The sequence below is a fragment of the Acidobacteriota bacterium genome (genome assembly GCA_016700075.1).
In the GTDB taxonomy this organism is placed as follows: domain Bacteria; phylum Acidobacteriota; class Blastocatellia; order Pyrinomonadales; family Pyrinomonadaceae; genus OLB17.
The window spans coordinates 127,857-154,654 of the sequence record CP065000.1 but is presented as its reverse complement, the minus strand read 5'-3'; the positions used below and the strand labels follow the sequence as shown (position 1 = coordinate 154,654).

Genomic DNA, 26,798 nt, shown 5'->3' with positions numbered 1-26,798 from the left:
AAATGCAAAACTCCGAGATCACGAAAAACGACCGACGCGAGATCACCGGCTGGCTGGCCTACGATTGGGCAAACTCCGCGTTTTACACGACGGTCGTTTCGGTATTGGCCGGGCCGTATTTGACCGCTCTGGCTCAGGAAGATGTCGGTAAAGGCGGTGTGGTTATCTCGCTTGGCCCGATCGGGTCAGTGACCGCAGACAACCTGTTCACCTCGACGTTGGGCATCTCTGTCTTTCTGCAGGTCTTTATGCTGCCGATACTGGGCTCGATAGCGGATTTTACGCCTTGGAAAAAGCGTATGATGGCGCTTTTTTGCTACACCGGCGTGATAGCAGGTTCGCTGCTTTTCCTGGTTCAAGGAACGAATTATCTTTGGGGCTGTCTTTTCCTGCTTATCGGTAATATTTGTTTTGCCGCAACGAACGTTTTTTACAATTCGTTTCTCATCGATATCACCTCCGAGGATATGCGCGACCGCATCAGCAGCTACGGCTACGCGGCCGGCTATCTCGGTGGATTGGTGATGCTTTTCGCCAATCTGGCACTCATCAATTTCGGCGAGTCATTCGGCATCGACAAGGGCTTCGCTGTTAGGCTTTCTATGCTGATGGCCTCGCTTTGGTGGGGCTTGTTCGGAATCGTGGCTTTTTATCTGATCCGATCGCGAAAACCTGAACGGGAGCGCAACGGCAGAAATCTTGTCAAGATCGGTTTCGTGGAGGTTTGGCGGACATTAAAGGAGCTTGCCGGGCTGAAATATACGCTGATGTTTCTGATCGCGTATCTTTTCTACAACGACGGTATCCAGACGGTCATACTTAATTCGTCAGTATTCCTTTCTCAGGAGTTGTTCGTATCAAAGGGACTCGAAAGTGATCCAAGTTTTCTATTAGGCATATTTGTTGTCGCCCAGATCGCTGCCCTGATCGGAGCATTGGTCTTTGAGAGAATTTCGCGTTTCATTGGCACCAAGCCGACCATTATTGTCTGCTTAGCGATCTGGTCGGGAATTGTGGTCTTTGCATACGGTTTTCTGGAAACACATTTCCAGGCGTGGATAATGGCTACTTTTATTGGACTGGTGCTCGGCAGCACGCAGGCCCTGTCGCGGTCACTTTTCTCACAGATGATCCCCAAGAGCCGCGAGTCCGCATTCTTCGGGATCTATGAGATATCTGAAAAAGGAACCTCGTGGATCGGCAATCTGACCTTCGCCGTCGTCGTTGGCATCACCGGCTCATATCGAAGTGCCATTTTGGCGTTGATCATATTCTTCGTGGGCGGGATGATAATTTTGATCTTTACTAACACCAAGAAAGCGATTCACGAAGCAGGCAACTTGACGCCCGAGGAAGCCGCAAAACTGGAATGACCCCTCTTTTAACATTTAGGGGCTGAAAGTATAATAGGGAAAACGGTCGAAAGAGATGAGCGACGAGAACAATAACACTGAACGCATCGTAACGATCTTTGGCGGATCAAAATGTGCAGAGTCATCGGACGAATATCGCGAAGCACGAGATCTTGGGTCGAGGTTGGCTGAAGCCGGCTTTACGATCTGCACAGGCGGCTACTTGGGCGTAATGGAGGCCGCATCCCGAGGAGCGAGAGAGAGCGGAGGACGCGTTTACGGCATCGTAATGAATCAGTTCAAAGGCGAGCCGAACCGCTACCTCACAGACAAGGTCGCTACTAACCATTTTTACGAACGCCTTCAGAATTTGATCACACGATCGGTCGGTTTTGTCGCTCTTCGCGGCGGAATGGGCACGGTGACTGAGGTTTCACTGGTTTGGAATAAGCTGCAGACAGGAGTGATCGAGGACCGCCCTTTGGTCCTCGTAGGCGATGCATGGAGAAAGGTCGTCGGGGCATGGCGTGAGAATCTCGTGGTCAGCGACAGTGACGTTAGGTATCTGAAATTTGCAGCCGACGCTAAGGAAGCTGCAGATATATTTATCAATAAGTATTCGTAAGATAGATTATGAACTGCCCAAAATGTAATGCGTCTCTCATGGACGGTGCGAAATTCTGCGGCTCCTGCGGATTTACGATCGATTCTGCCCCGACTCAACAACCTCAGTCAACAGCATCGCACGGGCAACACGGAACAAGCGCCGGTGCTTTCCATCTTGACCTGGACGGCCGTGGTCAGGGCCGCGGCTATACTTGGTCCATCGAACATCAAGGTGCGTTCGCATTGGCTGTTTTACAACTGCAGGCTAACCAGTCGATCTCCGCAGAGGCCGGAGCAATGGTTTCAATGTCGTCAAACGTTGACCTGAGTTCAGAGATGAAAGGAGGCGTTTTTGGCGCCTTAAAGCGCGCCGTCGGCGGCGAATCTGCGTTCGTTTCTACCTTTACCGCAAAGGGCGGTCCGGGTGAAGTAACTCTAGCACCCGGCGCACCGGGCGATATCGCGGGCATCGAGATGCAGAACCAGGTGTTCAAGGTTCAATCCAGTTCATATCTTGCCGGCGACACATCACTCCAAGTAGATACTAAGTTTGGAGGTGCCAAATCCTTTTTTGGCGGCGAAGGCCTTTTTGTTCTTGAGGTTTCGGGAACGGGCCTTCTGCTGGTTGCTTCGTTTGGGGCCATCTACCGCAAGGTCCTCAAGCCGGGAGACCAGTATGTCATCGACACGGGTCATTTGGTCGCATGGGAAGGTCATATGCAGTACAACCTAAGAAAGGCCGCTAAGAGTGGATTTTTCCGAAGCATGATGAGCGGCGAAGGATTGGTTGCCGAATTCACCGGCCCCGGCGAGATACTGATCCAAACTCGAAACCTTGCTGCCTTTGCCGGACTGCTGAAGCCTTTCTTCCCGTCACAGGGCGGAAGCGGCGGCATCAGCTTTGGAAGCTAGTAGCTAAACACCGGGGAAATACATTTTGGCTGCCAACGTCATAAGATCACCGGAAACGGCTTCTAACACGAGAGTGTTTCCGGCGCTGACACTTTCACGCGGTATCGGTTCAGGAAAGATAAAATTCCTGCAAGATGCCGAGCCGACGGTTCTTCGGCGCCATTTGGATCCGGCAGAGATCGATATAGAAGCATCCCGTTTTGCCGCGGCCTTTGAGAAATGCAAGGCTGAATTGTCCTCGCTTGCGGGAAGCCCGTTTGACAGCAGCAGGCTCGAAGCATCGGCGATCTTCGATGCGCAGCTATTGATACTTGAAACATCCGGCATCAAAGAAAAGGTCCTCACAAAGATGGCCGAACACAGGATCAACGCCGAATGGGCTTTGGAGCGCGTGAACGAACTCTTTCACGATGATTTTGCAGAGATAGAAGACCCGTCATTTCGCGAAAAGGTTCAGGAACTCGATGACGTCATTGTCCGTTTGCGAAGATCATTGATCTCAGCCGATAAACGCGACCTATCAAGTGTGCGCGGCTGTGTCGTTGCCGCAAGAGAAGTGAAGACGTCTCAGTTCTATGAGCTCTGTGAAAATTCGCCCGCGGCGGTGATCGTCGAACATGGCGGTTGGACGTCGCACATCAGCATCATTGCTCGCGGTTTTGGCATCCCGATGGTTACCGGCATCGGAGATCCGAAGGGCGTCATATCCGAAGATGAGTTCGTTACGGTGGACGGTGATTCCGGAAAGGTGATCATATCCGATGCCGGTCCCATGGACAGGTCCGCTCTTAGCTCCGCTTCTGTCGAAACCGAATACGATTCTCCCTTTGCCCTGCACACCAATGACGGTGAACAGATATTTCTCTTTGGAAACGCCGACAGCTTAGACTCGGCACGACGGGCCATTGGTCGCGGAGCCTTTGGGATCGGGCTTTTCCGAACAGACGGCATGATCGGCGAAGACGGGCTCCCGCCGAATGAATCGGAACAGTATTCAATTTACGCGGACGTGCTGAGGGCGTCGGGTAAACTCCCCGTGACCATAAGAACGTTCGACTTTGGTGTTGAGTCGTTTCGTGAAAAGCGGGCGGGGCCTAATCCTGCTCTCGGCCTGCGTTCGCTGAGGATCTGCCTGACGCGTCCTGACTTTTTCCGGGCACAGCTCAGAGCACTCTTGCGGGCAGCGGGAAACAGCGAGCTTCGATTGATGCTTCCGATGGTATCGGGACTTTCAGATCTTCTCTCGGCGAGAGGTATGGTAGAAGATGTATTTCGGGAGATAGGAAGCTCAGACCCGACAGCTTCACTGCCTGCGATCGGGGTCATGGTGGAGCTTCCGTCCGCGGTCCTAACGATCGATTCTTTGGCGGATGCATCTGATTTCCTTTGCGTGGGCACCAATGACCTTGTTCAGTATCTCTTAGGGGCAGATCGAGACAATGAGACCGTCGCCGCTTGGTACCAAAGCCTTCATCCGGCGGTGATTCGATCGTTGGAATCGGTCGCAAGAGCTGCAGCTGACAGATCAAAAGAGGTCACGATCTGCGGGGAAATGGCCAGTGCTCCATTCTATTTGCCTTTATTGTTGGGACTTGGCTATCGGAATTTCAGCATGCATTCGGGGGCGTTCTCAGCTGCGCGATCCTTGATCGCAAATATTTCGATGGCCGATTGTAAAGTTATTGCCGCAACGTCAATGGATCTTAATACAGCGGGCGAGATAGAGAGCTATCTTCTCGATCTCTACACCCGAAATTGGGCGGACCTGTTCCCGAGAGGTATGCTTGATAGATTTTCCCGAAAACCGGAAATTTCTGAAACTTGATGCTTTTCGTCATTTTGTTTGGTGAACGCCGGTCGTCAATGCGACGTTTGGCCCAGCGAACAATGAGCGTCCCTATCAAGTATCTGAGTTCAAGCACCTTAGCTGTGCTGGTCAGCCTGTCAAGTATATGTGCACAGGACAGCTCTGCCACAGCCGGCAATAATCCGTTTACACCCAGCCCGAATACAAGTTTGTCTGCGATGGTAAAAGGGCCCGCATCACCTTCGGCAGGCATCTCACCCATTCGATCTCCACAAGTGGCCGCTATCTCCCCGTCGAAGGTATCGATGGATCCTCTTGCGAACAGTTATCGGATAGGAGTAAATGACGTACTCCGTATCGACAATGGTGATGACACGCAGGGGACAACGTACATCACGGTCACCGCAGAGGGCAACTCGATATTCGGCAGAACAGACGTCTCCGTCAGTCTCGCGGGCAAGACTCCTGAACAAGTTGAAGCGGAGTTAGGATCGATGTTTGGAAATACGGCGATCCAAGTGACCGTCAGGGAATATTCGAGCCGGTTTGTTGTGGTACGTAAAGAAGGCTTCGCTCCGATCAAGGTAGCAATGCGTCGCGACGCGGTTCCCCTTTTCATTATTTCCAGCGAAGTCGGGAATTTCCAAGACTATTCGTCCGCCAGATTGCTGAGGACCGGCCGCGAACCGTTGACGATCACATTTTCGGGAACAGATGTTTTTGACCTCTTGCTATTGCCGGGCGATGAGATCGAATTGTTTCGCGATAGGGACCGAAACTAGTTGTTGTAACGCCGAATTAACAATGGCTTTTGTATGTAAAACAAATTTGTTATACTCACAGAGCCTTGCTGTGAAGCGCGTTGGGCGGTCGCTCCATATTATTGGGGAGGAAAGTCCGAACACCAATGGGCAGCGAGCCGGATAACGTCCGGGTCCCGAATTTTCGGGAACGACAAGTGCAACAGAGAAGAGACCAGCCCTGATTCGTTGGGGTGATGGGTGAAACGGTGAGGTAAGAGCTCACCGGCGTCGTTGGTAACAATGACGGCCAGGCAAACTCCTCGTGGTGCAAGGCCAAATAGGGAAGCGAAATCTCAGCAGCCCAGCTGAAAACGCGTTTTTGGACGCCGCATCGCTTTCGGGTAGGCCGCTTGAGCGTGACGGTAACGTTACGCCCAGATGAATGATCGCCGTCCCGGCTTGTCCGGGATACAGGATTCGGCTTATAGACGCGCTTCACACAACAGGCATTTTTCATACGTTTTATCGGGAGTTATCTATTTTCTTATGGCAAATCGTAAAGGCGTATTCATTGGAGCTTATGTTCCCAATGAGTTAAAAGAATCTCTCCGACGTCGAGCGGCAGCGGAACACAGAACTTTGTCGCAGGAGATCACCAGGATCCTTGTCGAAGCTGTACACGGCCAGGGTCTTCCTCCCGGCAGTATTGACCGTCGGAACTCAACTGCGATCCCCCGACGAAGAGCTACGGATCCGCCGATCAGGCGTCGTGCGGAAGACCTTCCATATATCCCGCCGACAACGGATAAAAAGTAGGCATTTCCATAACATAGCCCATTTCGAAAGGCGCTTCGGTTTCGTCCGCGGCGCTTTTCTTGTGACAGCATCCTTTTGATAGGATTTAAAGCGATGGATAAAAATACGATCCTTTTGGTGATGATCGCCCTTCTCGCAGGTTTCATAGGCGGATTTATGGTCGCTAATTCCATGAACCGAAGTGCTGTAACCATGGGCGGGCCGATGCCTGCTAATTCCGCCGGAATTACCGGTAATTCGAACCGTGCGGACGACCTTTCCCCGGAAGAGATCAGAGCCAAGATCGCCGAGGCGGACCAGAACGCAGACAAGTTTTCCTTTCAGAAAGACCTTGGTGTAGCTCTTTATCGCTATGGGGCGATGAAGCAAGATGACGGCCTTATCGCGGAATCTGTCCGCATTCTTGAGCGTGCCGCCAAACTGGAACCGAAAGATTTTGATGTTCTCGTAGCACTGGGCAATGGGCACTTTGACATCGGTTTTTATCGCAAGGACAATGCCGAATTTGAGAAAGCCCGAACTATTTATCTACAGGCATTAGCCTTAAAGCCTTCCGATGCTGATGTGCAAACCGATCTGGGCCTAACCTACTATCTGCAGGAACCTCCGGTTTACACAAGGGCCATCGCCGAGTTGAACAAGGCCGGTCAGATGAGGCCTACTCATGAGCGATCGCTCCAATTCATAGTACAGGCCCATCTGCGTCAGCAAAATATTGAACAGGCCGAACAGGCGCTTGAAAAATTGAGGGCATTGAATCCGACAAGCCCCGCCGTAACTGAACTTACGACAATGGTCAACTCGGCAAAGACCGGAGCCCCTAAATGAGGGAGTTCCTTCTTGTATTTGCGGTAATTGCAGTACTTTTGGGATTGACCGCCATAAAATACCGCAGGCAGCTGATGGCGATGGTCGGTTTTGCCCGACTGCTTAAAGAGGCAGGATCCGCTTCCGGCGATCTGAGAAAAAAGACGGCGACAGCGTCAGAGCCAAACAATCTGGTGAGTTGTGTCGCCTGCGGTGTCTGGATACCGGAATCTAAGGTTATTCGAAAAGGCAGCCGGAATTATTGCTCGGAGGCCTGCGTGAAAGCCTAAGGTCACGCGAACATTCCCAAATACCAATTTATAACTCTTTCGCCAAAGACCATGGCAAAGATCGCCCCGATGCCTAGGAATATCCCGAACGGTATTTGAGCCTTTAGGTCTTTTTCCTTTTGTTTCATTACTACCGCAATTCCCGCCAAGGCACCTGTGAATGCTCCGACGAATATCGTCAGGATCGTGAGCCGCCAACCTAGAAATGCTCCGATTCCGAACAGCAGCTTTACGTCGCCGAGCCCCATTGCTTCCACACCTCTGAGCAGTTTCCATACGGCCCCGACAAGCCACAGCGATCCGCCGCCGATCAGTGCTCCAAACAAGGCACCCGCGAGACTTGCGGCCCAAGCCGGCCAATCAGAAAGATAAGTGATCGGAGCATACGTCGTGTCTGAGAAGTAGTTGCCCTCAAAGACCAAAGGGTAAGCAATTCTAACGATGACCGCGATGACGAACATCGGATAGGTGATCACGTTCGGCAGGATCATGTGATCGGCATCAATGAATATTAGTGCAATGATGGCGGCAGAAAATATCAAGGCTAAAGGTAAATAGGGAGTGATCCCAACCTGCCAATAGACAAGGCAAAAGACCAACGCCGTCAAAAGCTCGACAGCCGGATAACGTATCGAGATCGCTCCGCCGCAATTTGCACATTTGCCTCTCAGCAAAAGCCAGCCGAGGATCGGAATATTGTGATAAAAGCGGATCGGCTTTTCGCACGACGGGCATTTTGACGACGGCAGCAGAGAAAGCTCATTCGGAATGCGGTAAATGACCACATTAAGGAAGCTGCCGATACACGCGCCGAGAATAAATACGAATATCCATCCGGCTATCTCGGGTATCCCGAGAAGTGCCTCCAACGAAGCAAAAAGTATGATTTTCATTGCAGAATTTTCAGCGGCCGCGGAATTCGGCTGCTTCGCATTGAAATAATAGTCTTTTCCTGTCGAATTTGCTAGAAAAGATGTTAGACATCATTTAAGATAGCCTTGAGCTAACTCCGACAAAATAAGGTAGATAACGTTTTGAAACCGACCGACATTTCCGACCCCGAATATTTTCACAAGGTAGTTGATTGCCAATACGCGTGCCCGGCACATACGCCCGTGCCCGAATACATCCGATTGATCGCCGAGGGCAAGTACACCGAAGCGTATATGATCAATTGGGACTCGAACGTTTTTCCCGGCGTTTTGGGGCGAACTTGCGATCGGCCGTGCGAGCCGGCGTGCCGCCGCGGGCGGATCGACGAAGAGCCGGTCGCGATCTGCCGTCTGAAACGCGTTGCTGCCGACAATCGCGACAACGTCATCCCGTATATGCCGCAGGGCCCGTTCACGCCAAACGGAAAGAAGATCGCCCTGATCGGTGCAGGGCCTGCGTCGTTGACGGTCGCGCGCGACCTGGCACCACTCGGTTACGAGGTCCATCTCTTTGACGAACAGATCAAAGCAGGCGGATTTATGCGGTCGCAGATCCCGGCGTTTCGCTTACCTGAACAGGTTCTCGATGACGAGGTCGATTACATTCTGCGTTTGGGAATTCACACGCATTTCAAGCATTACGTCTCGTCGCTGAAAGAAGTGCTCGCTCAGGATTACGATGCCGTTTTCGTCGGGACCGGAGCACCGCGTGGGCGTGATCTGCCGGATCTGCCCGGGCGTCAGGAAGGCGATGCGAACATCCACATCGGCATCAATTGGCTCGCGTCGGTCGCATTTGAACACACCGACAAGATCGGCAAAACGGTCATCGTCCTCGGCGGCGGCAATACGGCTATGGACTGCTGCCGCACGGCACGAAGACTTGGCGGCGAAGATGTGAAGGTCATCGTCCGCTCGCCTTTTGCATCAATGAAGGCATCGCCATGGGAAAAAGAGGACGCGATGCACGAGGATATCCCGATCATCGATAACCACGTTCCAAAGAGTTTCGTCATTGAGGCGGGCAAACTCGTCGGCATGACCTTCGAAAAGGTCGAGGCGGTCTTTGACGAGAACGGCAAACGCCGTCTCGTGCCGACCGGCGAGCCGGACGCATTCTATCCCGCGGACGATGTTTTGATCGCGGTCGGACAGGAGAACGCTTTCCCTTGGATCGAACGCGACCTCGGCATCGAATTTGATAAATGGGAAGTTCCCGTCGTTGACCGCGTCACCTTTAGATCAACGCATCCAAAGGTTTTGTTTGGCGGCGATGCCGCGTTTGGACCGGAGAACGTCATCACAGCGGTCGCACACGGCCATCAGGCGGCCGTTTCCATTCATCTGATGTGCGAGCGTAAAGACCTCGTCGCGGACAGGCCGTCGCCTCACACAAATCTATACTCGACGAAGATGGGCATTCACGAATGGGCATACGACAGCACCATCGACGAGTACGATCGGCTTGCGGTCCCGCAGGCTCCGAAAGAGTTGACGCTAAAGGACCGTAAGAGGGAAGTCGAGCTTGGATTTGACCCGCTCGCGGGCTATGAGGAAGCGAAACGCTGCCTCAACTGCGACGTGCAGACCGTCTTCGAAGCCCCAAAGTGCATCGAGTGCGACGCGTGTGTCGACATCTGTCCGACGAGCTGCATCACCTTCACGCCTTTTGATATACAGAACGGCACCGAAGCCGAACTGCGGCAGAAAACAAAAGTCCCGGCACTCAATGCTACCCAAGATATCTACGTCGCCGACGGCCTAAAAACCGGCCGCGTCATGGTCAAAGACGAAGACGTCTGTCTCCACTGCGGACTCTGCGCCGAACGCTGCCCCACCGCCGCCTGGGAAATGGAAAAGTTCTGGTACAACGTCACCAAAGCCGGCGAGGTCAAATACGGCCCCACCGTCGTAGGCAACGTCGTCCAGATCACAAGGAATGGAAATGGTGCGGTCTAGTTCTACGTTGAATGAGGTGTGGTCGTCGTGACCTTATCAATGCATCTGAGTTGTTGGGATGACTAACAAACTATACAACACCCTGATTTTGTTGGCCTTAATCTGTTTTTTCGCACTCGCGTCAGCGGCTCAGTCATCGGAGATGTGTATCGTAGAGCAACCTTTGCCCAAACTCCCCGACAATTACGGAACTCTTGACGCGCAGGCTTCAATAGTATTCCGAGTAGAGTTTCGAGAGGATGCGACTCTTGGCAAAATCTCGCAGATCCTTAGCACCCGAATTAGTAATCTGGATGCGTTAGCACGCGAGGCAGTAGAAAAGATTACATTCACTCCAAAGATGGTCGATGGTGAACCAACGAGCGTGCATAAGATGGTTCAGTACAGGTATTCATGGGAGTTTGGCTGGCGAATCACTCGGCCAAAGAGTCAAAAGTACTGTCCGAAGGCGACTAAGTTGAGTACGAAGCCCAAACAGTCCGTCACGAAGGGCAAAAGGTTCGAGACGAAGCGTAGAAAGTGCCTCACGAAGGCCGAAAAGTTTGAGTTGAAGCCTGAAAAGTTCCGATCGAAGCCCGAAAAGCCTGAGTCGAAGGCTGAAAAGTTCGAGTCGAAGTGCGAAAGGGACGAGTTTATTGGAGAAAATTACCGTGGGACGGTACAAAAGCCTGAGTTTTAGGCCGCCGGTCGCGGAGCGACAATCGAATTTAGCCGTGGACGTTTGTCCACGGTAAGGACGAATAAACACATCCGTCGTCGCATAGCGACGATTGAATAAACCGCCCCGGCTGAATTCAATTGTCGCTGACGCGACAAGATCGTTTTTCGATTCTTTCTTTCTCCGTGGGCAAACGCCCACGCCTGAATTCGATCTGCCGCGATACGGCGAAGACAGGATGATTTGGTAGATTTGATGGCTAACACGTATTCAAACCTCTTCAACCACATCGTCTTCTCGACAAAGGGACGAAAAAACCTAATTGACCGCGAGATCGAAAGCCGCGTGTGGGCCTACATCGGCGGGATCGCCAGGAATCACGAGATCATCGCGGTTCAGGTCGGTGGCACCGAGAACCACATTCACGTCCTGATAATGGCAAAACCAAAATTCTCCCCGAGCCAGATAGTTCAATGGCTAAAGGGCGAATCGTCGAGATGGATCAGTGAAGAGTTCTCGCATCTTCGTAAGTTTGCATGGCAGGACGGCTACGGTGTGTTTTCGGTAAGCAAATCGAATGTGCCAAGCGTGATCGAATACATCAGAAATCAAAGGGAACATCACCGGAGGCATACGTTTGAGGATGAATATGTTTCGTTATTGAAATTGCATGGCATTGATTACGATGAACGTTATTTGTTCGATTGATTCATTCGTCGCTACGCGACGCGGATCATTAATTTCGGCTACCGTGGGTTGAAACCCACGGCTAAAATCATCTTACCGCTACGCGGCATAAGAAATTAGGAAGGTTTAATGCCAAACGATAGAGTATTCGCGATGAGCTTTGCGGGGGTTTATCCGCATTATGTGGCGAAGGTGGAGAAGAAAGGGCGTTCGGTGGAGGAGTTGCATGAGGTTATCGAGTGGTTGACGGGTTATACGGCCCAGGGGCTTGAGAAGGTGATCGCCGATAAAGTGAGCTTTCGCGAATTCTTTGAAGATGCCCCACGGCTCAACCCGAATGTCGCATTGATCACAGGCGTCGTCTGCGGCGTCCGCGTCGAAGACATCGAAGACCCGCTGATGCAAAAGATCCGCTGGCTCGATAAGCTCATCGACGAACTTGCGAAGGGAAAGAAGATGGAGAAGATTTTAAGAAAGCCGGTGGTATAATTTTGCTCTGAGGTATTGCTATGTCAGTAATTGCAGATGTTGAAGAACTCGCACTTGCTCTTCAGGCGGCGGATCGTGGAAAGCTTGCGGAAAAGTTGATTCGCTCGCTGCCGTCTCCTGGCTGGGATAATGATGATGACGGGGTCGCCGAAGCAACAAGAAGGAGTGATGAATTGAAAAAGAACCCAGAGATCGGTATTTCGATCGAGGAACTCGACCGGCGAATTCGCGAAAGGTTCGGATGGAAATCATAGTTCACCCTAAGGTCGATGATGATCTAGTTGGTCATATCGAGTATTATTCGCATCATGCTGGTTCAGAGATCGCGATCGACTTTTTTGCTGAGCTACTTAGGTGTTTCGACTCGATGGTAAACCGGGCTGGATCATTTCCGCTTTACACACCTAGATTCCGACGGGTCAACTTCGCCTGATTTCCTTACCACATCTTATTTGAAGTGATCGATGAAGAAACAGTTCTCGTTGTTGCGGTAAAGCATGACAGCCGCGATCCTGATTTTGGTTTGGACCGATGAGTTTAATGAAGATAAACGATTTTGTAGTTAGGTTTGCGAACGTAAATGGCACTGGTTCGGCTTCGGCTAATGCTTTGTTTACTAAGGCGGTGTTTCGGATGGGTGTGCCCGTGACGCCGAAGAACATTTTCCCTTCGAATATTCAGGGTTTGCCGACTTGGTACGAGGTACGTGTCTCGGAGAAAGGATATTTGGGGAGACGCGAGGGCGTCGATCTGATGGTCGCGGTCAATCCGCAGTCGATGAAAAAGGATTACGCTGACGTCAAAGCCGGCGGCTATTTCGTTTACGACGACACTAAACCGCTCCCGCCGGGCTACGATCGTACGGACATCACGCATCTCGGCATCCCGATGACCGAGATATGCAATGCAAATTATGCAGACGCACGGCAGCGGCAGCTTTTCAAAAATATCGTTTACATCGGAGCCCTTGCAACGCTATTCGACATCGAATTCTCCGTCCTAGAAGGCCTGATCGGTGAACAGTTCAAGGGCAAGGAAAAGCTTATCGAACCGAACATAAAGGCTCTGAATCTCGGCGTCAATTACGTCAAGGATCATTTCGAACATCCTTTCTCGTTGCGCGTCGAACGCCGTGATCTGCTCGGCGACAAGATCCTTTACGGCGGCAATTCTGCATGTGCTCTAGGGGCGATATATGCAGGTGCGACCGTTGCGGCTTGGTATCCGATCACGCCATCGACATCGGTCGTTGATGCTTTTTCCAAGTACGCCGCCAAATACCGCGTCGATCCCGAAACCGGCAAGAACAACTACGCCATCGTTCAGGCTGAAGACGAACTCGCCGCTATCGGGATGGTGATAGGTGCCTCTTGGAACGGCGCACGTGCGTTCACCGCCACTAGCGGCCCGGGCGTTTCGCTGATGAATGAGTTCCTTGGGCTTGGCTATTTTGCTGAGATACCGACGGTCCTGATAGACGTTCAGCGAACGGGTCCTTCGACCGGGATGCCAACGAGGACGCAGCAGTCAGATATCTTGCTCGCGGCGTATGCTTCCCACGGAGATACAAAGCATCCGCTGCTGTTTCCGGCGAGTCCGAAGGAATGTTTCGAGATGACAGCAGCCGCATTTGATTTGACCGAGCGACTTCAAACTCCGGTCATAGTGATGACCGACCTCGATCTCGGCATGAACGACCATGTTACTGAGGCTCTTGTTTGGGACGACAGCCGCGAATACGATCGAGGCAAGGTCTTGACCGGCGAAATGCTCGATCGCATCGCGGCTGCTACTAAGATCGGTGCAAGGGCTGCCAGCCTGCTTGATGCGGACCTCCCCGAGAACGGGAACGGCAATGTGGGCGCCCAGCACGCCGATCTTCCGGGCCACGACGGCAGTAATGAGACCGCGGGACAGCCGCTTGAGCAGTTCAAAGGTAAATTTGGCCGTTATCTCGACATCGACGACGACGGCATCCCGTATCGGACCATCGCCGGGACACACGCGACCCGCGGTGCATTTGTCACACGCGGCTCGTCCCGCGACGAATACGGAGTCTACACCGAAGACGGCGACGCCTACCGCCGCAACATGGACCGCCTCGCCAAAAAATGGGACACGGCGAAGGAACTGGTGCCGAGCCCTGTGATCCATGCGAGTGATAGGAGACAGGTTACAGGTGACAGGAAAAAGGGCTCTGGCTCTGACCTTGTTACCCGTCACCCGTCACCCGTCACCGCCAACGGTGTAATCTACTTTGGCACGTCGTCGTACGCCGCTGAAGAAGCTCTCGAACTTCTCGCGGAACAGGGAATCAACCTCGACGCAATGCGTGTGCGGGCGTTTCCATTTGGCGAAGCGTTTCGCGAATTTGTCGATTCGCATTCTCGGATCTTCGTCATCGAACAAAACCGCGACGCCCAATTCCGCAGCCTAATGATGATCGAACTCGGCACCGATGCGTCGAAACTCATCTCCGTCCTAAACTACGACGGCATGCCGATCACGGCGGATAATATTTTTAGGCAGATAAGATCGGGAATGTAGGTATGCGTTACGATTTTGAATGGGATCCTAAGAAAGCTCGCACCAATATTCGCAAACACGCGGTTAGTTTCGAGCGAGCGGCAACGGTTTTTCGCGACCCAAATCTGCTTTCGATCCCGGACGAAGAACATAGCGAAAAGGAAGAACGATGGATTACAATCGGATTAGACGGGATGGGAAGCGTCTTGGTCCTGTCTCATAAGTGTGAAAGCCTGAGTGCGGAGAGTATGCGGATCAGGATCATTTCGGTAAGAAAGGCAACCAAGCGGGAAACAGAACAGTATGAAAAAGGAATATGATTTTTCAAAAGGAGTAAGAGGTAAATTCCATAATCCGGACGGAGAGTTCAACCTACCGATCTATTTAGAGCCGGAAATTGCCGAATTCGTCCAGAAGCTGTCGGTCAAGAAGGACATTGACCGCAGCCAAGTAGTTAATCGGTTGTTAAAAAAGGATATGGAAATTGCTGAACTTTAGCGTGGCTACACTGACGCCCAGTTCCGCGGCCTCATGATGATCGAACTCGGCACCGATGCGTCAAAACTCATCTCCGTCCTAAACTACGACGGCATGCCGATCACAGCGGATAATATTTACCGGCAGATAAGATCTTTTTGCAGTAAGTGATCAGCGTTTTCGATTCTGGTTCGTATCTTGCGGAAAAAGAATGCAAGAATTATTCTTTGTGTGGAGGGGAAGTGAATCGCGTTCTTTTCCGTTCCGAGTGTAAAAACACTACATCTGAAAGGGGGAATCAATGAAACTTATAAAATTATCTACTTTGCTCGCAGCTGTCCTAATTGCGTTTTCAGCGGTTAGCGACTCTTTTGCTCAGCGCCAAATGGGTGGCGGTGTTGGGATCACGGTGTTCAAAGATCGTAACTTCAAAGGCCGTTCAGCCACATATAGGAACGACGTTTCTAATCTGGATGGAACAGACTTCAATGACGAGATCTCGAGTATTCGCGTCGCGAGGGGCGAGTACTGGGAGGTCTGCGAACACGCCGACTTTGGCGGACGTTGCGCGGTCGTCAGCGGCGAGGAGGCCGATCTTCGCAAAAACGATTGGAACGACAAGATCTCGTCGTTGCGAAGGGTTCGCGGCGGAATGCCCGGTTGGGGCGGCGGTGGGGGCGGAACGTCAAATGACTATATCGTTCTCTACACTCAGCCAAATTATAGAGGAACGCCGACCAACATTCCGGGCGGTGTTGCGTGGCTGGACAAAACCGCTCGCAGCGTCACCATCGGCCGAGGAACATGGCAGCTTTGCGATGGCGGTAACTTTACCGGTCGCTGCGAGACGGTGTCGCAGAGCATTCCGGACCTCAGGTCGATAGGAATGAACGGCCGCCTCGCTTCGGTGCGTCCGGTCGGTTGGTCAATGCCGGATCCGACACCGAATTGGTCTGACTGGTACATCGTTCTGTATTCGCAGAACAATTACCGCGGTACGGTCATCAATTACAATTCGGAGCAGTCCAACATCAACCGGCGCGTTGGCAGCATTACGATCGGAAAGGGCGTTTGGGAAGTATGTTCCGGCGCTAACTTCACAGGAAGATGTCAGACTCTGAATCAGAGCGTCCCGAGCTATGGGATCTTTGGATTCGGTCAGAATATTCGCTCTTTGCGGCCTGTGATCCCACAGCCAAGATAGGCTTGTATCGCCAATCTTAATTGATCGGCGGTGCCGCAACGGCACCGCCATTTTTCTTCCTCTTTTCCAAGATGACAAACTTGGAGAATTTGCTGATAATTCTGTTTAGCTACACTAGCTTCGGGCTCTACATAGAACCGCTCATTTATGACCTACGTTAGATCAACATTTCGACATCCGGCATTGCCGAAAAACGACCTTGGGTACACGGTCGATTATTACGAGGGCTCGCTGTCCACTCTTTGTGCAGGTTGCGGACATGATTCGATCAATGCCGCGATCGTTGAGGCGTGCTGGCAGATGAACATCGAACCGCACAAGGTGGCAAAACTTTCAGGCATCGGCTGTTCGTCGAAATCGCCGGCTTACTTTTTGTCGAATTCGCACGGATTTAATTCGGTTCATGGAAGAATGCCTTCGGTGGCGACGGGTGCGAATCTCGCGAACCGCGACCTAATATATTTTGGCGTTTCGGGCGACGGTGACACTGCCTCGATCGGGATGGGGCAGTTTGTGCACGTCATTCGGCGAAACCTGAACATGGTTTACCTCGTGATGAACAATGGCTGCTACGGCCTAACAAAAGGCCAGGATTCCGCGACCGCCGACGCTGGCTCAAAGAGTAAAGCGGGCAGCGTTAATTTGTTTGAGGCGATCGACCTGGCGAGCCTCGCAATGGAACTTGGAGCGACCTTCGTCGGTCAAAGTTTTTCGGGTGATAAAGAACAACTCATCCCGTTGATGAAAGCGGCGATGAGACACAACGGCTTTGCATTCCTTAATGTCATCTCGCCTTGTGTGACATTCAACAATAATCCCGGTTCGACGAAATCCTACGATTACGTTCGCGAACACATCGAGGTCACCGGAACAATGGACTTTGTCCCCATGATGCGTGAGATAACGACCAATTATGAGGCCGGCGACATCTCGGATATCACGCTGCACGACGGATCCGAAATTCGCCTCCATAAACTGCAGAAAGATTGGGACCCGCTCGACCGCTTTTCTGCGATCAATGCCATGCAGCGTGCAAAAGACAAAGGCGAGATACTAACCGGTCTGCTCTACATCAACGAAGATGCACCCGATCTGCAGAACCTGTTGAACACGACAGAAAAGCCGCTCAATTCGCTCGGCAGGGAAGTCCTCTGTCCGGGTTCTGCGGCTCTCGAAAAGCTTAACAGTTTTTTACGATAGGAATTGGAGGCGGCGATCGGAATCGAACCGATGAATAAAGGTTTTGCAGACCTCTGCCTTACCACTTGGCTACGCCGCCGATCACAAAGGAGAAAGGAGAAAGGATAAAGGATAAATGGAAAGCCGGAAACTTTCTCCTTTCTCCTTTATCCTTTCTCCTTTTCAAACTGGAGCGGGAGACGAGGGTCGAACTCGCGACTTCAACCTTGGCAAGGTTGCGCTCTACCACTGAGCTACTCCCGCGTGGCAAATAATTATTCTACCTTTTGGCCTTTCTTTGTCAAGCCGAACACTCCGGCCGCAACCTACTGCGACACAGTAATATCCTTCAAAAACGTCCAGTCGCCGCTAGGGCCGATCTTCGCGTTGCCGATACGCTTATTCGCAATGACCATATTCGACGGATACCACAGCGGATAAAGCGGCAGATCCCGGCTTATGATCTCCCACGCCTTAACATACAGTTCTTTTGCCTTTACCCTGTCGGTTTCATTCACGGCGTCATCGATGAGCTTATCTACCTCCGGATTGCTGTAACGAGCTCTATTGCAGCAGGCTACTTCCGCCGAAGGTATCTTTGCAGTTGTAAAGAGATCTTTAAGAAAAAGCGGATCCTGATTTCCGCCGACCCACACGGCCGTATTCATCTGAAACTGGCCTTTGGCCAAATTTTCCCGGATAGTGTTCGGGTCTAGTGTTTCTATTTGAATGTTAAAGCCGGACGCGACCAACATACTTTGGATCGCTTGGGCATAGCTGCTATATGCAGCATTGCCGGACGAGAATTTGAAAGTTATCGGCTCGTTGTTATAACCGGCCTCTGCGAGGAGCTGCTTCGCTTTAGTTGGGTCATAAGCGTACACAGTTCCCGGTGAATATGCCCATGACGCCTCGGGCAGAATAGAGTTTGCGATCTTTGCCTGACCCGATAAAAGTTCGCGAATGATCTTTTCGCGGTCAACGGCGTAACCTATCGCTTGCCTTATTTTAGGATTATCAAGCGGCGGTGACGTTGTATTGAATCCAAGGTACTGGATGTTCGAACCGTCGTATTGCTCCACGTTCAAAGTTCCAAGGCTCTTGAGTGCGTTCAGGGTATCAGGCGGTAGGTTGGACGGCATAGGTGCGATATCGACGCCGCCCGTTTGAAGCTCTGCCTGAAGGGCACTCGCATCCGGGACCGTCTTTATCCGAAGCTTTCCAACCTTTGGAGCCCCTTCCCAATGATCTGCAAATGCTTCCATTTCAACGATGTTCTGGCTTGCATCAAAGGATACGAATTTGAAAGGACCGGTCCCGGAGGGCTGCTGCTTCTGCTGCCCCGCAGTACCCTCAGCGATGATCGGGGTCGCGACGAGATTAGACAATAGCTGATTCTTTAGGGCCGGCTTTTGTATGTTAAAAACGATCGTGAGCGGGTCAGGAGTATCGATGGAAGTGATGTGCGGTATGGACTGCTTGTTTACAACATCAAAATAAGAAAACGACTTGTAACCCTTGGTTCGAAACAGTTCGTCAAACGTGTATTTGACGTCGGCTGAACTCAGGACCTTGCCATCATGGAATTTCACACCTTCGCGTAGAACAAAGGTTATCGACTTTCCGTCGTCCGATGCCTTGATCTCTTTCGCCAATTCGCCGACATAGTCAAATGATTCGTTCTTCCGAACAAGCGAGTTGAAAAAGAGATTTCTGATCCTCTCAGCAGCCGCATCAGATTTTTCGGTTGTTAAAGTATCGAAGGTCGAAAACGCGTCCGACAGGGCCACAGTTACAAATTCCGAGTTATTTCTCCTGCATCCAGCAGCAAATGCGGTCGCAGCAATAACAAACAAGATCAACAGTCTTTTCACCGGCATTCCTCCAAACATCTACTCAACGCCTCTGGCAAAGTCTTCAATTTCTCTTGCGATCTCATTCAGCCTACTTTCGTCGAACTGCCGAGGTTCAGCAATATTTTGTCCAAACCGCTCGATCCGGGCCGAAGAGGCTGTGAGCACGTCGCCAGATATGTCGCCGCTATCAGCAGCGGCTTGTACCGCGCGGAAACCGGCGAGTATTGATTGCGGCTTTGCACAGATCGCCAGCATATCGTTCCCGGCATTCATTGCTTTCACACAAGCGTCCCCAATACCGTATGTATTGACGATCGCACCCATCTCAAGGTCGTCTGTGATCACGAGGCCATCAAATCCAAGGTCACGCCTCAGAAGGCCATTGACGATGCCGTCGTCAAGGGACGAAGGTAAAAGTCTGCCATCCGGGCGAATTGCCTGCAAGTTCGTGTTCGGGTAGACGGCATGACCGATCATCACCGCACAGCGGTCACGATCGAGGAGCCGCCGATAGGGAAATAGGTCTATCTCATCAAGTTCTTCCCGGTCGATATCGACCACCGGCAATTCTTCGTGCGAATCTACACGTGCGGCCGAAAGCCCCGGGAAATGTTTCAGACAGCCCAAAATTCCAAACTTGGCTAGGCCGGTTATGAAAGCTTCTGCAAATTCTGACGCCTGCTCCTTCGAATCGCCGAAAATGCGTGAATAAAGTCCATTTGAGCGATCTGACCGGGAGCCATCCATCACATCAACGACAGGAGCCAGATCGAGGTTAAATCCAAGTATCGACAAAGGCTCGCCTGCCAGCCGGCCAAGACGCCGGGCATCGTCGGCCGAGAGCATCTTCGCCGCGGCTGGTAAGGGAGAAAGAACTCTCCTCAGCCTGTCCACGAGTCCGCCTTCCTGATCAACCGCGATCAGCGGACGATAGCCAAGCTTACCAACGATCTCGTCAAGCAGCAGGCGGGTCTGTTCACAGCTTTTGATATTCCTCGCGAACAGGATCACGCCGCCCGGGCGGACCTCATCTAGCAGATCAGTCGCCGCCGGGTCCAGTTCAGCCCCGGGCAATCCGACCAGGAAATGCTTTCCGACGTTAAGATTGTTACTGTTGGCAGTTTCCACAACGAAGAGAAAATTATGCGAGCAGACGTAAGTTTACCAAGTCGCCGAGGGAAATGAAAATTTACTCAACTGTGCGTCAGTGATGATCCAAATCATGTTCTTCCTGCTGTTACATTATCTTGGACTTGACGCTGGCCAAGACCTTCTTGGACTCCTCAGAACTCAACGTCTCAATGTCGATAGCCCTTAGTTCATCGATCGCAGCTTCATTTACCATGGCAAAGAGTGAACTTTGTACGGCAGCCTTTCCCGCGGCCGCTTTGGAGAAACCAGAGGGCGATTCGCCCTCAAAGACCGCCAACTCGTACTTCTCCAGCTTCTCTAACACCTCATCTGCGCGCTGTATGACCTTTTGGGGCAGTCCCGCCAGCTTCGCAACAGCAATTCCATATGACTTTGACGCTTTGCCGGGCTGAAGCTTATGGAGGAACACGACCTCGTTCTCACGCTCGGTTGCGGCCATCTGATAATTTTTCGCACCGGGTAGCATATCGGCGAGTTCCGTCAGTTCGTGATAATGTGTCGCAAACATTGTCTTGGCGGAATGATCAGGCGAATTGTGCAGATACTCCGCTACCGCCCAAGCTATCGCCATACCGTCGAACGTGGACGTCCCTCTGCCGATCTCGTCCAAGATCACCAAGCTTCTGGGCGTTGCGTTTCGCAGTATGGACGCAGTTTCGGTCATCTCTACCATGAACGTTGAGCGGCCCGACGCAAGGTCGTCCGAGGCCCCTACACGTGTCCAAACGCGATCGACAATAGGCAGCCTTGCAAAAGATGCCGGAACGAACGATCCGATCTGCGCGAGGATCTGGATAAGAGCGGTTTGACGGAGAACAGTCGATTTTCCGCCCATATTCGCCCCGGTGATGATCAGCAGACGGTCCGTCGAGTTGTTCAGCAAAATGTCATTCGAAACAAAGCTATCGCCCAACGCGGATTCAACAATAGGATGACGACCCTTGCGTATCTCGATAGCATCTCCGTCGTGTATCTCCGGACAGACGTAGTTTCGCTTGACTGCCGTCTCCGCAAGTGAGCACAGTGAGTCGATGGTGGCGAAAACCCTCGCCGTTGTCTGCAGCTCTCTCGTGTCGCGACGGATCGCTTCTTTAACTTGCTGGAAAAGTTCGACTTCCAACTGAAGCATCCGATCCTCTGCATTGAGAACCTTGTCTTCCCACTCTTTCAGCTGAGGTGTTGTGTATCGTTCCGCGTTGGCAAGCGTCTGGCGTCGATGATAGTCGTCCGGCACCTTTTCGAGGTTGGCTTTCGAAACTTCGATGTAGTAGTTAAAAACGTTGTTATAGCGGATCTTAAGATTTGGAATGCCGGTCCTGACACGCTCCCTGCCTTCGAATTCGGCAATGGATGATTTTACGGACCCCGCGATCCTTCGCAATTCATCAAGCTCCGCATTGAATCCGTCTCGGATAACGCCCATATCGTTTACCGAGGCAGGGGGCTCATCGTTGATCGAACGCTCAAGAAGGTCAACCAAGGCCGAATGATCCTTTACGTTCTCACCGAGCACTTGGAGCAGCATTGATCCGGCATCCGAGATCAGATCGCGGATCTGGGGTGCATTCCTCAACGAAGATCTGAGCGAGACGACATCTCTGGGAGTCGCTGTTCCAAGATTAATTCTGCCGACAAGGCGATCTATGTCTGCAACCTTCTTCAGGTTGTTTCGCAAACTATCACGGAGAAGCGAATCACCAAGTTCTGCGACTGCCGATGATCGTGCTTGGATCTCACTTCGCTTAAGGGAAGGCCGCTGCAGCCAAGTTTTCAGCAATCTTGCCCCCATTCCCGTTACAGTTTCATCAATGGTCGCAAACAGCGAGCCCTTTGATGTGTCACCGCGGGAACTGAAGATCTCCAGATTTCTGAGGGTCAATGAGTCGAGGACCATAGAATCAAGGGCCTCGATATAGGAGATCTCAAAGATGTGCTCTGCAGCTGCCTTCTGTGTCTCCTGAACATATCGCAGGCATGCCCCGGCGGCCGCCACTGCGGCCGGACGCCCCGAAAGTGAGTAAGACTCAAGTGAAGCGACAGCAAACTGTTTCAAAAGCAAACGTTCCGCTTCGTTCACGTCAAAATATCGTTGTTCCAACGACAAGCCGGTTACATTACGAACTTCGGCCGATATGGGATCTACTTGAGTTTCTCCGAACATGGAGGGCGTTTCAACCAAAATGATCCCGGACAACCGCGGCCCCATATCCGCCGGAAACAGGAGTTCCTTCGGGCCAAAGCCGTCCAATTGGTCGCAAACGCGATTCCAAGCTCCGGTTCCGGAGAATTCAGCGGCAAAAAAATTTCCTGACGACATTTCCAAAACTGCGAGTCCGAAACTATCGCTGATCTCGCAGACCGAAGCAAGGTAAACCGTCTCCTTAGATTCGATAAGCTGTGGGTCGATAGCGGTTCCGGGCGTAATTACCCTGACAACCTCGCGATTAACCAGCTTTTTGCCTTTTGCCGGCGCCTCGGTCTGTTCACATATGGCAACCCGATAGCCTTTCCTGACAAGGCGAGCGATGTAGCCTGATGCTGAATGATAGGGAACACCGCACATTGGTATTGGATTTGGGGAGTCCTTATGCCTCGCTGTAAGCGTGATCTCCAATTCGCGAGAGCCAACTATCGCGTCTTCGTTGAACATCTCATAGAAGTCGCCGAGACGAAAGAAAAGAATGGTGCCCGGATATTGCTTCTTTATTTCAAGATACTGCCGAAGCATCGGCGTTACGGATTCTGATGGAGGCATTGCTGGCTTTGTTTCGAGTTTATCGAAATAGGCTTTTCTTTCAAAACTCTTGTTTCAAAAGCATACCGCATTTGATAACATTGCTGTTTGTTTTCGGAAATTGTTTTTCCGTATTGGGTCGCGGGCCATATATTTACCGTAGTTTTCGTATGTTCGATTTTAGAGCTTTATTGGGCCTTTTGACGTTGCCGCTCATGGCGGTCGCCTCTTTCGCTCAAATGCCGGGTTCGGCAGCGAACACCTCAGACCGATATCGGATCGGATTTCAGGATGTTCTCGATATTCAGGTATTCCGGCATCCGGAATTGAACCAGCGTGTTTCCGTGAGCCCTGCAGGAACGATCACGCTGTTCAGGCTTGAAAACCCCGTCGTCGCCGTGTGCAAGACGGATCGTGAATTGGCCGTCGCGATCGCTGAAGCTTATCGGGAAAAATATCTTCGCGACCCTCAGGTGAATGTCGTGGTCGCCGAACAGCGGTCGCAACCTGTCGGCGTGATCGGTGCTGTTGAAAAGCCGGGAAGCTTTTTTCTTAGCCGCAAGGTACATCTGCTTGAATTGCTCGCAATGGCCGGCGGCCCAAATAAAGAGGCCGGCACGCGGATTATCGTTGCGAGACCCGGAAACACATTCGGATGTCAGCTGGAAAATGACGGTGATGACGATCTGGCGGTCGTTGATTTCAAAATAAGGGATATTCAGGAAGGGAAGCGTACATTTTGGCTTCAGCCCGGCGACATTGTCTCCGTTCTCGACGCGGACATCATCTATGTTTACGGAAACGTAAATAAACAAGGATCGATCCGTGTTCGCGAGCCTATTACATTGACGCAGGCCCTTGCCTCGTCCGAAGGTTTAAAACCAACGGCGAAAAAAGACCGCGTCCGTATTCTTCGGCAAACTCAGGGCTCACTTGAGCGGCAAGAGATCATTCTGGACCTCAACCAGATAGACAAAGGCAAGATCAATGATCCGTTCCTTGAACCGAACGACATAGTTGCCGTTAGTGAGGACAGGGTCAAATCCATACTTCAGGGAGTCGCAAACTCGCTAAGGTCGTCGATCCCGAGCGCGATCTATCGAATACCGTAATTAACTACCGGCATGCAAGAATCGCGAGACATTACAAAAAATCTACCGGCTGACAATCTTGAGCTTGAGCGGCCCTTCGATTACAGGCCTGCCGTTCCCGGACAGTATCCGTCATATCGCGGCGAATCTGCAGCGGCGGATTTTCGCCTTCTTGATTATTGGAGAGCGATCAGAAAGCGTTTGTGGCTGGTGATAGGCCTTGCCGCGTTGATCACCACTTTGACCGCGATCTACATGGCTCGCAAGCCGAACGTTTATGCCTCGCGCTCCGTTGTTCAGGTCGATCTGGAGCAGGTAAACCCCGAATTGGTGACCTCCGATAGGGCCAGGCCGATCTCGAACCCGGATCCGGCATACTTTAATACTCAGCTTCAGCTATTACGCAGCGACGGCCTTTTGCGCAGGGTCATTAAGGAGAACAACCTCGAAAACAACAAAGATTTCCTATCCGCGAAAGAAGAATCGACCGGCTCTGCCTTGAACTCGATCTTGCGAACGTTGGGTTTAGCAACAAGTGCGGACGGCAAAACATCTTCATCAACCCAACTGCCTTCTTTAGACGGCCTTGCAACCACAGAGGAGATTGAGGAAGCGATAAAACTCGCACCATTTGTAGATTTCATCAAGAGGAATCTGGATGTGGAGCCTGTAAGAGAAACTCGTTCATCCGTGCGGGACACCCGTTTGATCGATATTACGTTCAGGCACACGAGTGCTGAGGTAGCAGCGTTCGTTTCGAATGCTATTGCAGGAACGTTCACAACACTGAATCAAGAGAAGCGTTCGGGCACCAGCCGCAAGACGAATGACTTCCTTCAGGAACGCATTGCAAACCTTCAGGCCGACGTTCAAAGGGACGAGGAAAAGCTCGTTGACCTGACGCAGAACGCGGGCATCCTGAAAACCGAAGGCGAGCAGACCATTGTCATCGACCGATTGTCGGGGCTGAATAAACAGCTGCTGGAGGCAGAAAATCAGCGAAAAAATGCCGAGGCGAATTACCTCGCCGTGGCTAATTCTCCGGACAAGGTAAACGCGCTTGCTGAGGAGCAGTCTGCGCGGTTCATCACGGAACAGGAGAACAATATCCGCGTTTTCAGAGCAGATATCCTGAAGAAGATGGCCGACCTGCGTCAGCTCAGAGCTTCGAAACTGCAGGAGTTTCAGGAAGGCGCCCCCGAGATCCGGGAAATTGACGCCCAGCTCAAGAGTTACGAGGACTCAATAGACCGAGCCGCCGCCAAATTCAATGCAGACCTTGCGGAGTATAGAAAACGCACTTCGAAGGGCATGCTCGAAAACCTGCGGACCAAATATCTTCAGGCAAAGAGCCAAGAAGATAAGATCAGGGCAGATTTTGAGAAGCAATATAACGAGGCGCAGGCTCAGAATCAGAGTGCTGTCAATATCAAGCTGTTGCAGCAGAATATAGACACGAACAAGGGTTTTCTTGACAACCTAAGAAAGCAGGTAAGCGGCAACGACGTTGCGGCCCAAGGCTCAGACAACAACATTAGCGTCATTGAAATTGCCATTCCGTCGGAAACCGCTGTTTCGCCGCGGCGATTAATGACTGTGTCGCTGGCACTTCTGCTTTCAACGGTTTTCGGTATGGGGCTGGCACTTTTCCTCGAATACCTAGACGACACAATTCGTTCTGTGGAAGAGATCGAGAGCTATCTGCAGCTTCCGGCTCTGGCTGCTATACCGACCGTGGACTCGCTACCAAAACGGAAGCTATTGCTTGTCGGAAGCGGGGAAGGCGAGGAAGCACCGCCGGGTTCGCCTCTCCTTATTAGCGCAGACCCTCGTTCCGCGTTGGCAGAAGCTTATCGCCATCTAAGAACTTCGATCCTGTTATCGTCCGCGGGCCACGCGCCAAAAATGCTTCTCATTACCTCGAGCCTGCCGGCTGAAGGTAAGACCACGACAGCAACGAACACAGCGATAAGTCTGGCCCAAACAGGAGCCAAAGTACTGATCATCGATGCTGATATGCGTCGTCCTCGGCTGCACTCTGTATTCAATATGGAGAACAAAGCGGGACTCAGTAACCTGCTGGCGAACGAACTCAGCGACGCAGAAGTTGACGCAGCCATTTTGGTTGATAAAACGACTCGCGTCCATGTGATGCCTTCGGGGCCGATCCCGCCGAATCCTGCCGAACTGATCGGTTCTGAGCAGATGGCCCTACTGTTGGATATGCTGCGGACCAAGTTCACGCACGTTGTTCTCGATTCGCCTCCGATAGCGTCATTCACTGACGGAGTTCTTATCGCGTCTATGGTGGACGGCGTGATCTTGGTCGTAAACGCCGGCGTCAGTTCAAGGCAAGTGGTGAAGAAATCACGTATGCTTCTGAACGAGATCGGGGCAAAGGTATTCGGTGTCGTATTGAATAACGTCAACCTCAACACGAAGGACAATTACTACTACTACCAGAGCTACTATCACAAGGGCGGTTACGGCCAGAGCGACGAAGCCTGATCTGCGTTCTGCG

General features: G+C 51.9%; 22 protein-coding genes, 2 tRNA genes, 1 other RNA gene and 1 pseudogene. 20 read left to right on the top strand and 6 right to left on the bottom strand.

Annotation, left to right across the window (positions count from 1 at the left end; translation table 11 throughout):
* The first annotated feature begins 2 nt into the window (after positions 1 to 2).
* The 9 genes from IPM50_00725 to IPM50_00685 all read left to right on the top strand — a co-directional run bounded on the left by IPM50_00725 (position 3) and on the right by IPM50_00685 (position 7,333).
* Positions 3 to 1,373 (top strand): MFS transporter, encoded by a 1,371-nt coding sequence (locus tag IPM50_00725; protein QQS33137.1) that lies wholly within the window; start codon positions 3 to 5, stop codon positions 1,371 to 1,373.
* 55 nt (positions 1,374 to 1,428) lie between these two features.
* Positions 1,429 to 1,977, top strand: a complete 549-nt coding sequence (locus tag IPM50_00720; GenBank protein ID QQS33136.1) for an LOG family protein — start codon at positions 1,429 to 1,431, stop codon at positions 1,975 to 1,977.
* 38 nt (positions 1,978 to 2,015) lie between these two features.
* Positions 2,016 to 2,870, top strand: a complete 855-nt coding sequence (locus IPM50_00715; GenBank protein ID QQS34430.1) for a TIGR00266 family protein — start codon at positions 2,016 to 2,018, stop codon at positions 2,868 to 2,870.
* Positions 2,871 to 2,895: 25 nt separating this feature from the next.
* Positions 2,896 to 4,695 carry a phosphoenolpyruvate--protein phosphotransferase gene (ptsP, locus tag IPM50_00710; protein QQS33135.1) on the top strand — a complete coding sequence of 600 codons (1,800 nt, stop codon included), beginning with the start codon at positions 2,896 to 2,898 and terminating at the stop codon, positions 4,693 to 4,695.
* A 200-nt stretch (positions 4,696 to 4,895) separates the two neighbouring features.
* On the top strand, positions 4,896 to 5,459 hold the full coding sequence (locus IPM50_00705; protein ID QQS33134.1) for a polysaccharide biosynthesis/export family protein: 564 nt from the start codon (positions 4,896 to 4,898) through the stop codon (positions 5,457 to 5,459).
* Between the two features lie 72 nt (positions 5,460 to 5,531).
* Positions 5,532 to 5,921, top strand: an RNA gene (gene rnpB / locus IPM50_00700) — RNase P RNA component class A.
* A gap of 45 nt (positions 5,922 to 5,966) precedes the next feature.
* A complete protein-coding gene (locus IPM50_00695; GenBank protein ID QQS33133.1) occupies positions 5,967 to 6,236 on the top strand; it encodes a hypothetical protein in 270 nt (89 codons plus the stop codon).
* Positions 6,237 to 6,329: 93 nt separating this feature from the next.
* Positions 6,330 to 7,064, top strand: coding sequence for a tetratricopeptide repeat protein (locus IPM50_00690; protein ID QQS33132.1), 735 nt, complete (start codon positions 6,330 to 6,332; stop codon positions 7,062 to 7,064).
* Positions 7,061 to 7,333, top strand: a complete 273-nt coding sequence (locus tag IPM50_00685; GenBank protein QQS33131.1) for a hypothetical protein — start codon at positions 7,061 to 7,063, stop codon at positions 7,331 to 7,333. The genes IPM50_00690 and IPM50_00685 overlap by 4 nt, the downstream gene beginning before the upstream one ends.
* Positions 7,334 to 7,335: 2 nt before the next feature.
* On the opposite strand, the gene IPM50_00680 is transcribed toward IPM50_00685, so the two are convergent.
* Positions 7,336 to 8,226 (bottom strand): prepilin peptidase, encoded by an 891-nt coding sequence (locus IPM50_00680; protein ID QQS33130.1) that lies wholly within the window; start codon positions 8,224 to 8,226, stop codon positions 7,336 to 7,338.
* A 141-nt stretch (positions 8,227 to 8,367) separates the two neighbouring features.
* On the opposite strand from IPM50_00680, the gene IPM50_00675 reads away from it, so the two are divergent.
* From IPM50_00675 to IPM50_00635, 9 genes and pseudogenes are all read left to right on the top strand, one after another.
* Positions 8,368 to 10,224 carry an FAD-dependent oxidoreductase gene (locus tag IPM50_00675; protein ID QQS33129.1) on the top strand — a complete coding sequence of 619 codons (1,857 nt, stop codon included), beginning with the start codon at positions 8,368 to 8,370 and terminating at the stop codon, positions 10,222 to 10,224.
* Between the two features lie 913 nt (positions 10,225 to 11,137).
* Positions 11,138 to 11,590: an IS200/IS605 family transposase gene (gene tnpA / locus IPM50_00670; protein QQS33128.1), complete on the top strand. Its 453-nt coding sequence runs from the start codon at positions 11,138 to 11,140 to the stop codon at positions 11,588 to 11,590.
* Positions 11,591 to 11,698: 108 nt separating this feature from the next.
* Positions 11,699 to 12,058: a DUF2200 domain-containing protein gene (locus tag IPM50_00665; GenBank protein ID QQS33127.1), complete on the top strand. Its 360-nt coding sequence runs from the start codon at positions 11,699 to 11,701 to the stop codon at positions 12,056 to 12,058.
* Between the two features lie 20 nt (positions 12,059 to 12,078).
* Positions 12,079 to 12,312 (top strand): addiction module protein, encoded by a 234-nt coding sequence (locus IPM50_00660; protein QQS33126.1) that lies wholly within the window; start codon positions 12,079 to 12,081, stop codon positions 12,310 to 12,312.
* Between the two features lie 286 nt (positions 12,313 to 12,598).
* Positions 12,599 to 13,840 (top strand): annotated as a pseudogene (locus IPM50_00655) (2-oxoacid:acceptor oxidoreductase family protein).
* Between the two features lie 767 nt (positions 13,841 to 14,607).
* A complete protein-coding gene (locus tag IPM50_00650; protein QQS33125.1) occupies positions 14,608 to 14,904 on the top strand; it encodes a BrnT family toxin in 297 nt (98 codons plus the stop codon).
* Positions 14,888 to 15,082: a hypothetical protein gene (locus IPM50_00645; protein QQS33124.1), complete on the top strand. Its 195-nt coding sequence runs from the start codon at positions 14,888 to 14,890 to the stop codon at positions 15,080 to 15,082. The genes IPM50_00650 and IPM50_00645 overlap by 17 nt, the downstream gene beginning before the upstream one ends.
* A 280-nt stretch (positions 15,083 to 15,362) precedes the next feature.
* Complete coding sequence (locus IPM50_00640) at positions 15,363 to 16,265, top strand: peptidase inhibitor family I36 protein (protein ID QQS33123.1); 903 nt, start codon at positions 15,363 to 15,365, stop codon at positions 16,263 to 16,265.
* Between the two features lie 147 nt (positions 16,266 to 16,412).
* On the top strand, positions 16,413 to 17,465 hold the full coding sequence (locus IPM50_00635; protein ID QQS33122.1) for a 2-oxoacid:ferredoxin oxidoreductase subunit beta: 1,053 nt from the start codon (positions 16,413 to 16,415) through the stop codon (positions 17,463 to 17,465).
* 4 nt (positions 17,466 to 17,469) lie between these two features.
* Here IPM50_00635 and IPM50_00630 read toward each other — a convergent pair.
* The 5 genes from IPM50_00630 to mutS form a co-directional block, all read right to left on the bottom strand.
* A tRNA-Cys gene (locus tag IPM50_00630) sits at positions 17,470 to 17,544 on the bottom strand.
* A gap of 89 nt (positions 17,545 to 17,633) precedes the next feature.
* Positions 17,634 to 17,708 (bottom strand) — tRNA-Gly (locus tag IPM50_00625).
* Positions 17,709 to 17,770: 62 nt separating this feature from the next.
* Positions 17,771 to 19,318: an ABC transporter substrate-binding protein gene (locus IPM50_00620; GenBank protein QQS33121.1), complete on the bottom strand. Its 1,548-nt coding sequence runs from the start codon at positions 19,316 to 19,318 to the stop codon at positions 17,771 to 17,773.
* Between the two features lie 18 nt (positions 19,319 to 19,336).
* Positions 19,337 to 20,428, bottom strand: a complete 1,092-nt coding sequence (locus IPM50_00615; protein QQS33120.1) for a glycoside hydrolase family 3 protein — start codon at positions 20,426 to 20,428, stop codon at positions 19,337 to 19,339.
* Positions 20,429 to 20,537: 109 nt separating this feature from the next.
* Complete coding sequence (gene mutS / locus IPM50_00610) at positions 20,538 to 23,207, bottom strand: DNA mismatch repair protein MutS (protein ID QQS33119.1); 2,670 nt, start codon at positions 23,205 to 23,207, stop codon at positions 20,538 to 20,540.
* A gap of 149 nt (positions 23,208 to 23,356) precedes the next feature.
* Here mutS and IPM50_00605 point away from each other — a divergent pair, with 149 nt between their 5' ends.
* Positions 23,357 to 24,298: an SLBB domain-containing protein gene (locus tag IPM50_00605; GenBank protein ID QQS33118.1), complete on the top strand. Its 942-nt coding sequence runs from the start codon at positions 23,357 to 23,359 to the stop codon at positions 24,296 to 24,298.
* Between the two features lie 12 nt (positions 24,299 to 24,310).
* Positions 24,311 to 26,785, top strand: coding sequence for a polysaccharide biosynthesis tyrosine autokinase (locus IPM50_00600; GenBank protein ID QQS33117.1), 2,475 nt, complete (start codon positions 24,311 to 24,313; stop codon positions 26,783 to 26,785).
* Positions 26,786 to 26,798: the final 13 nt, after the last annotated feature.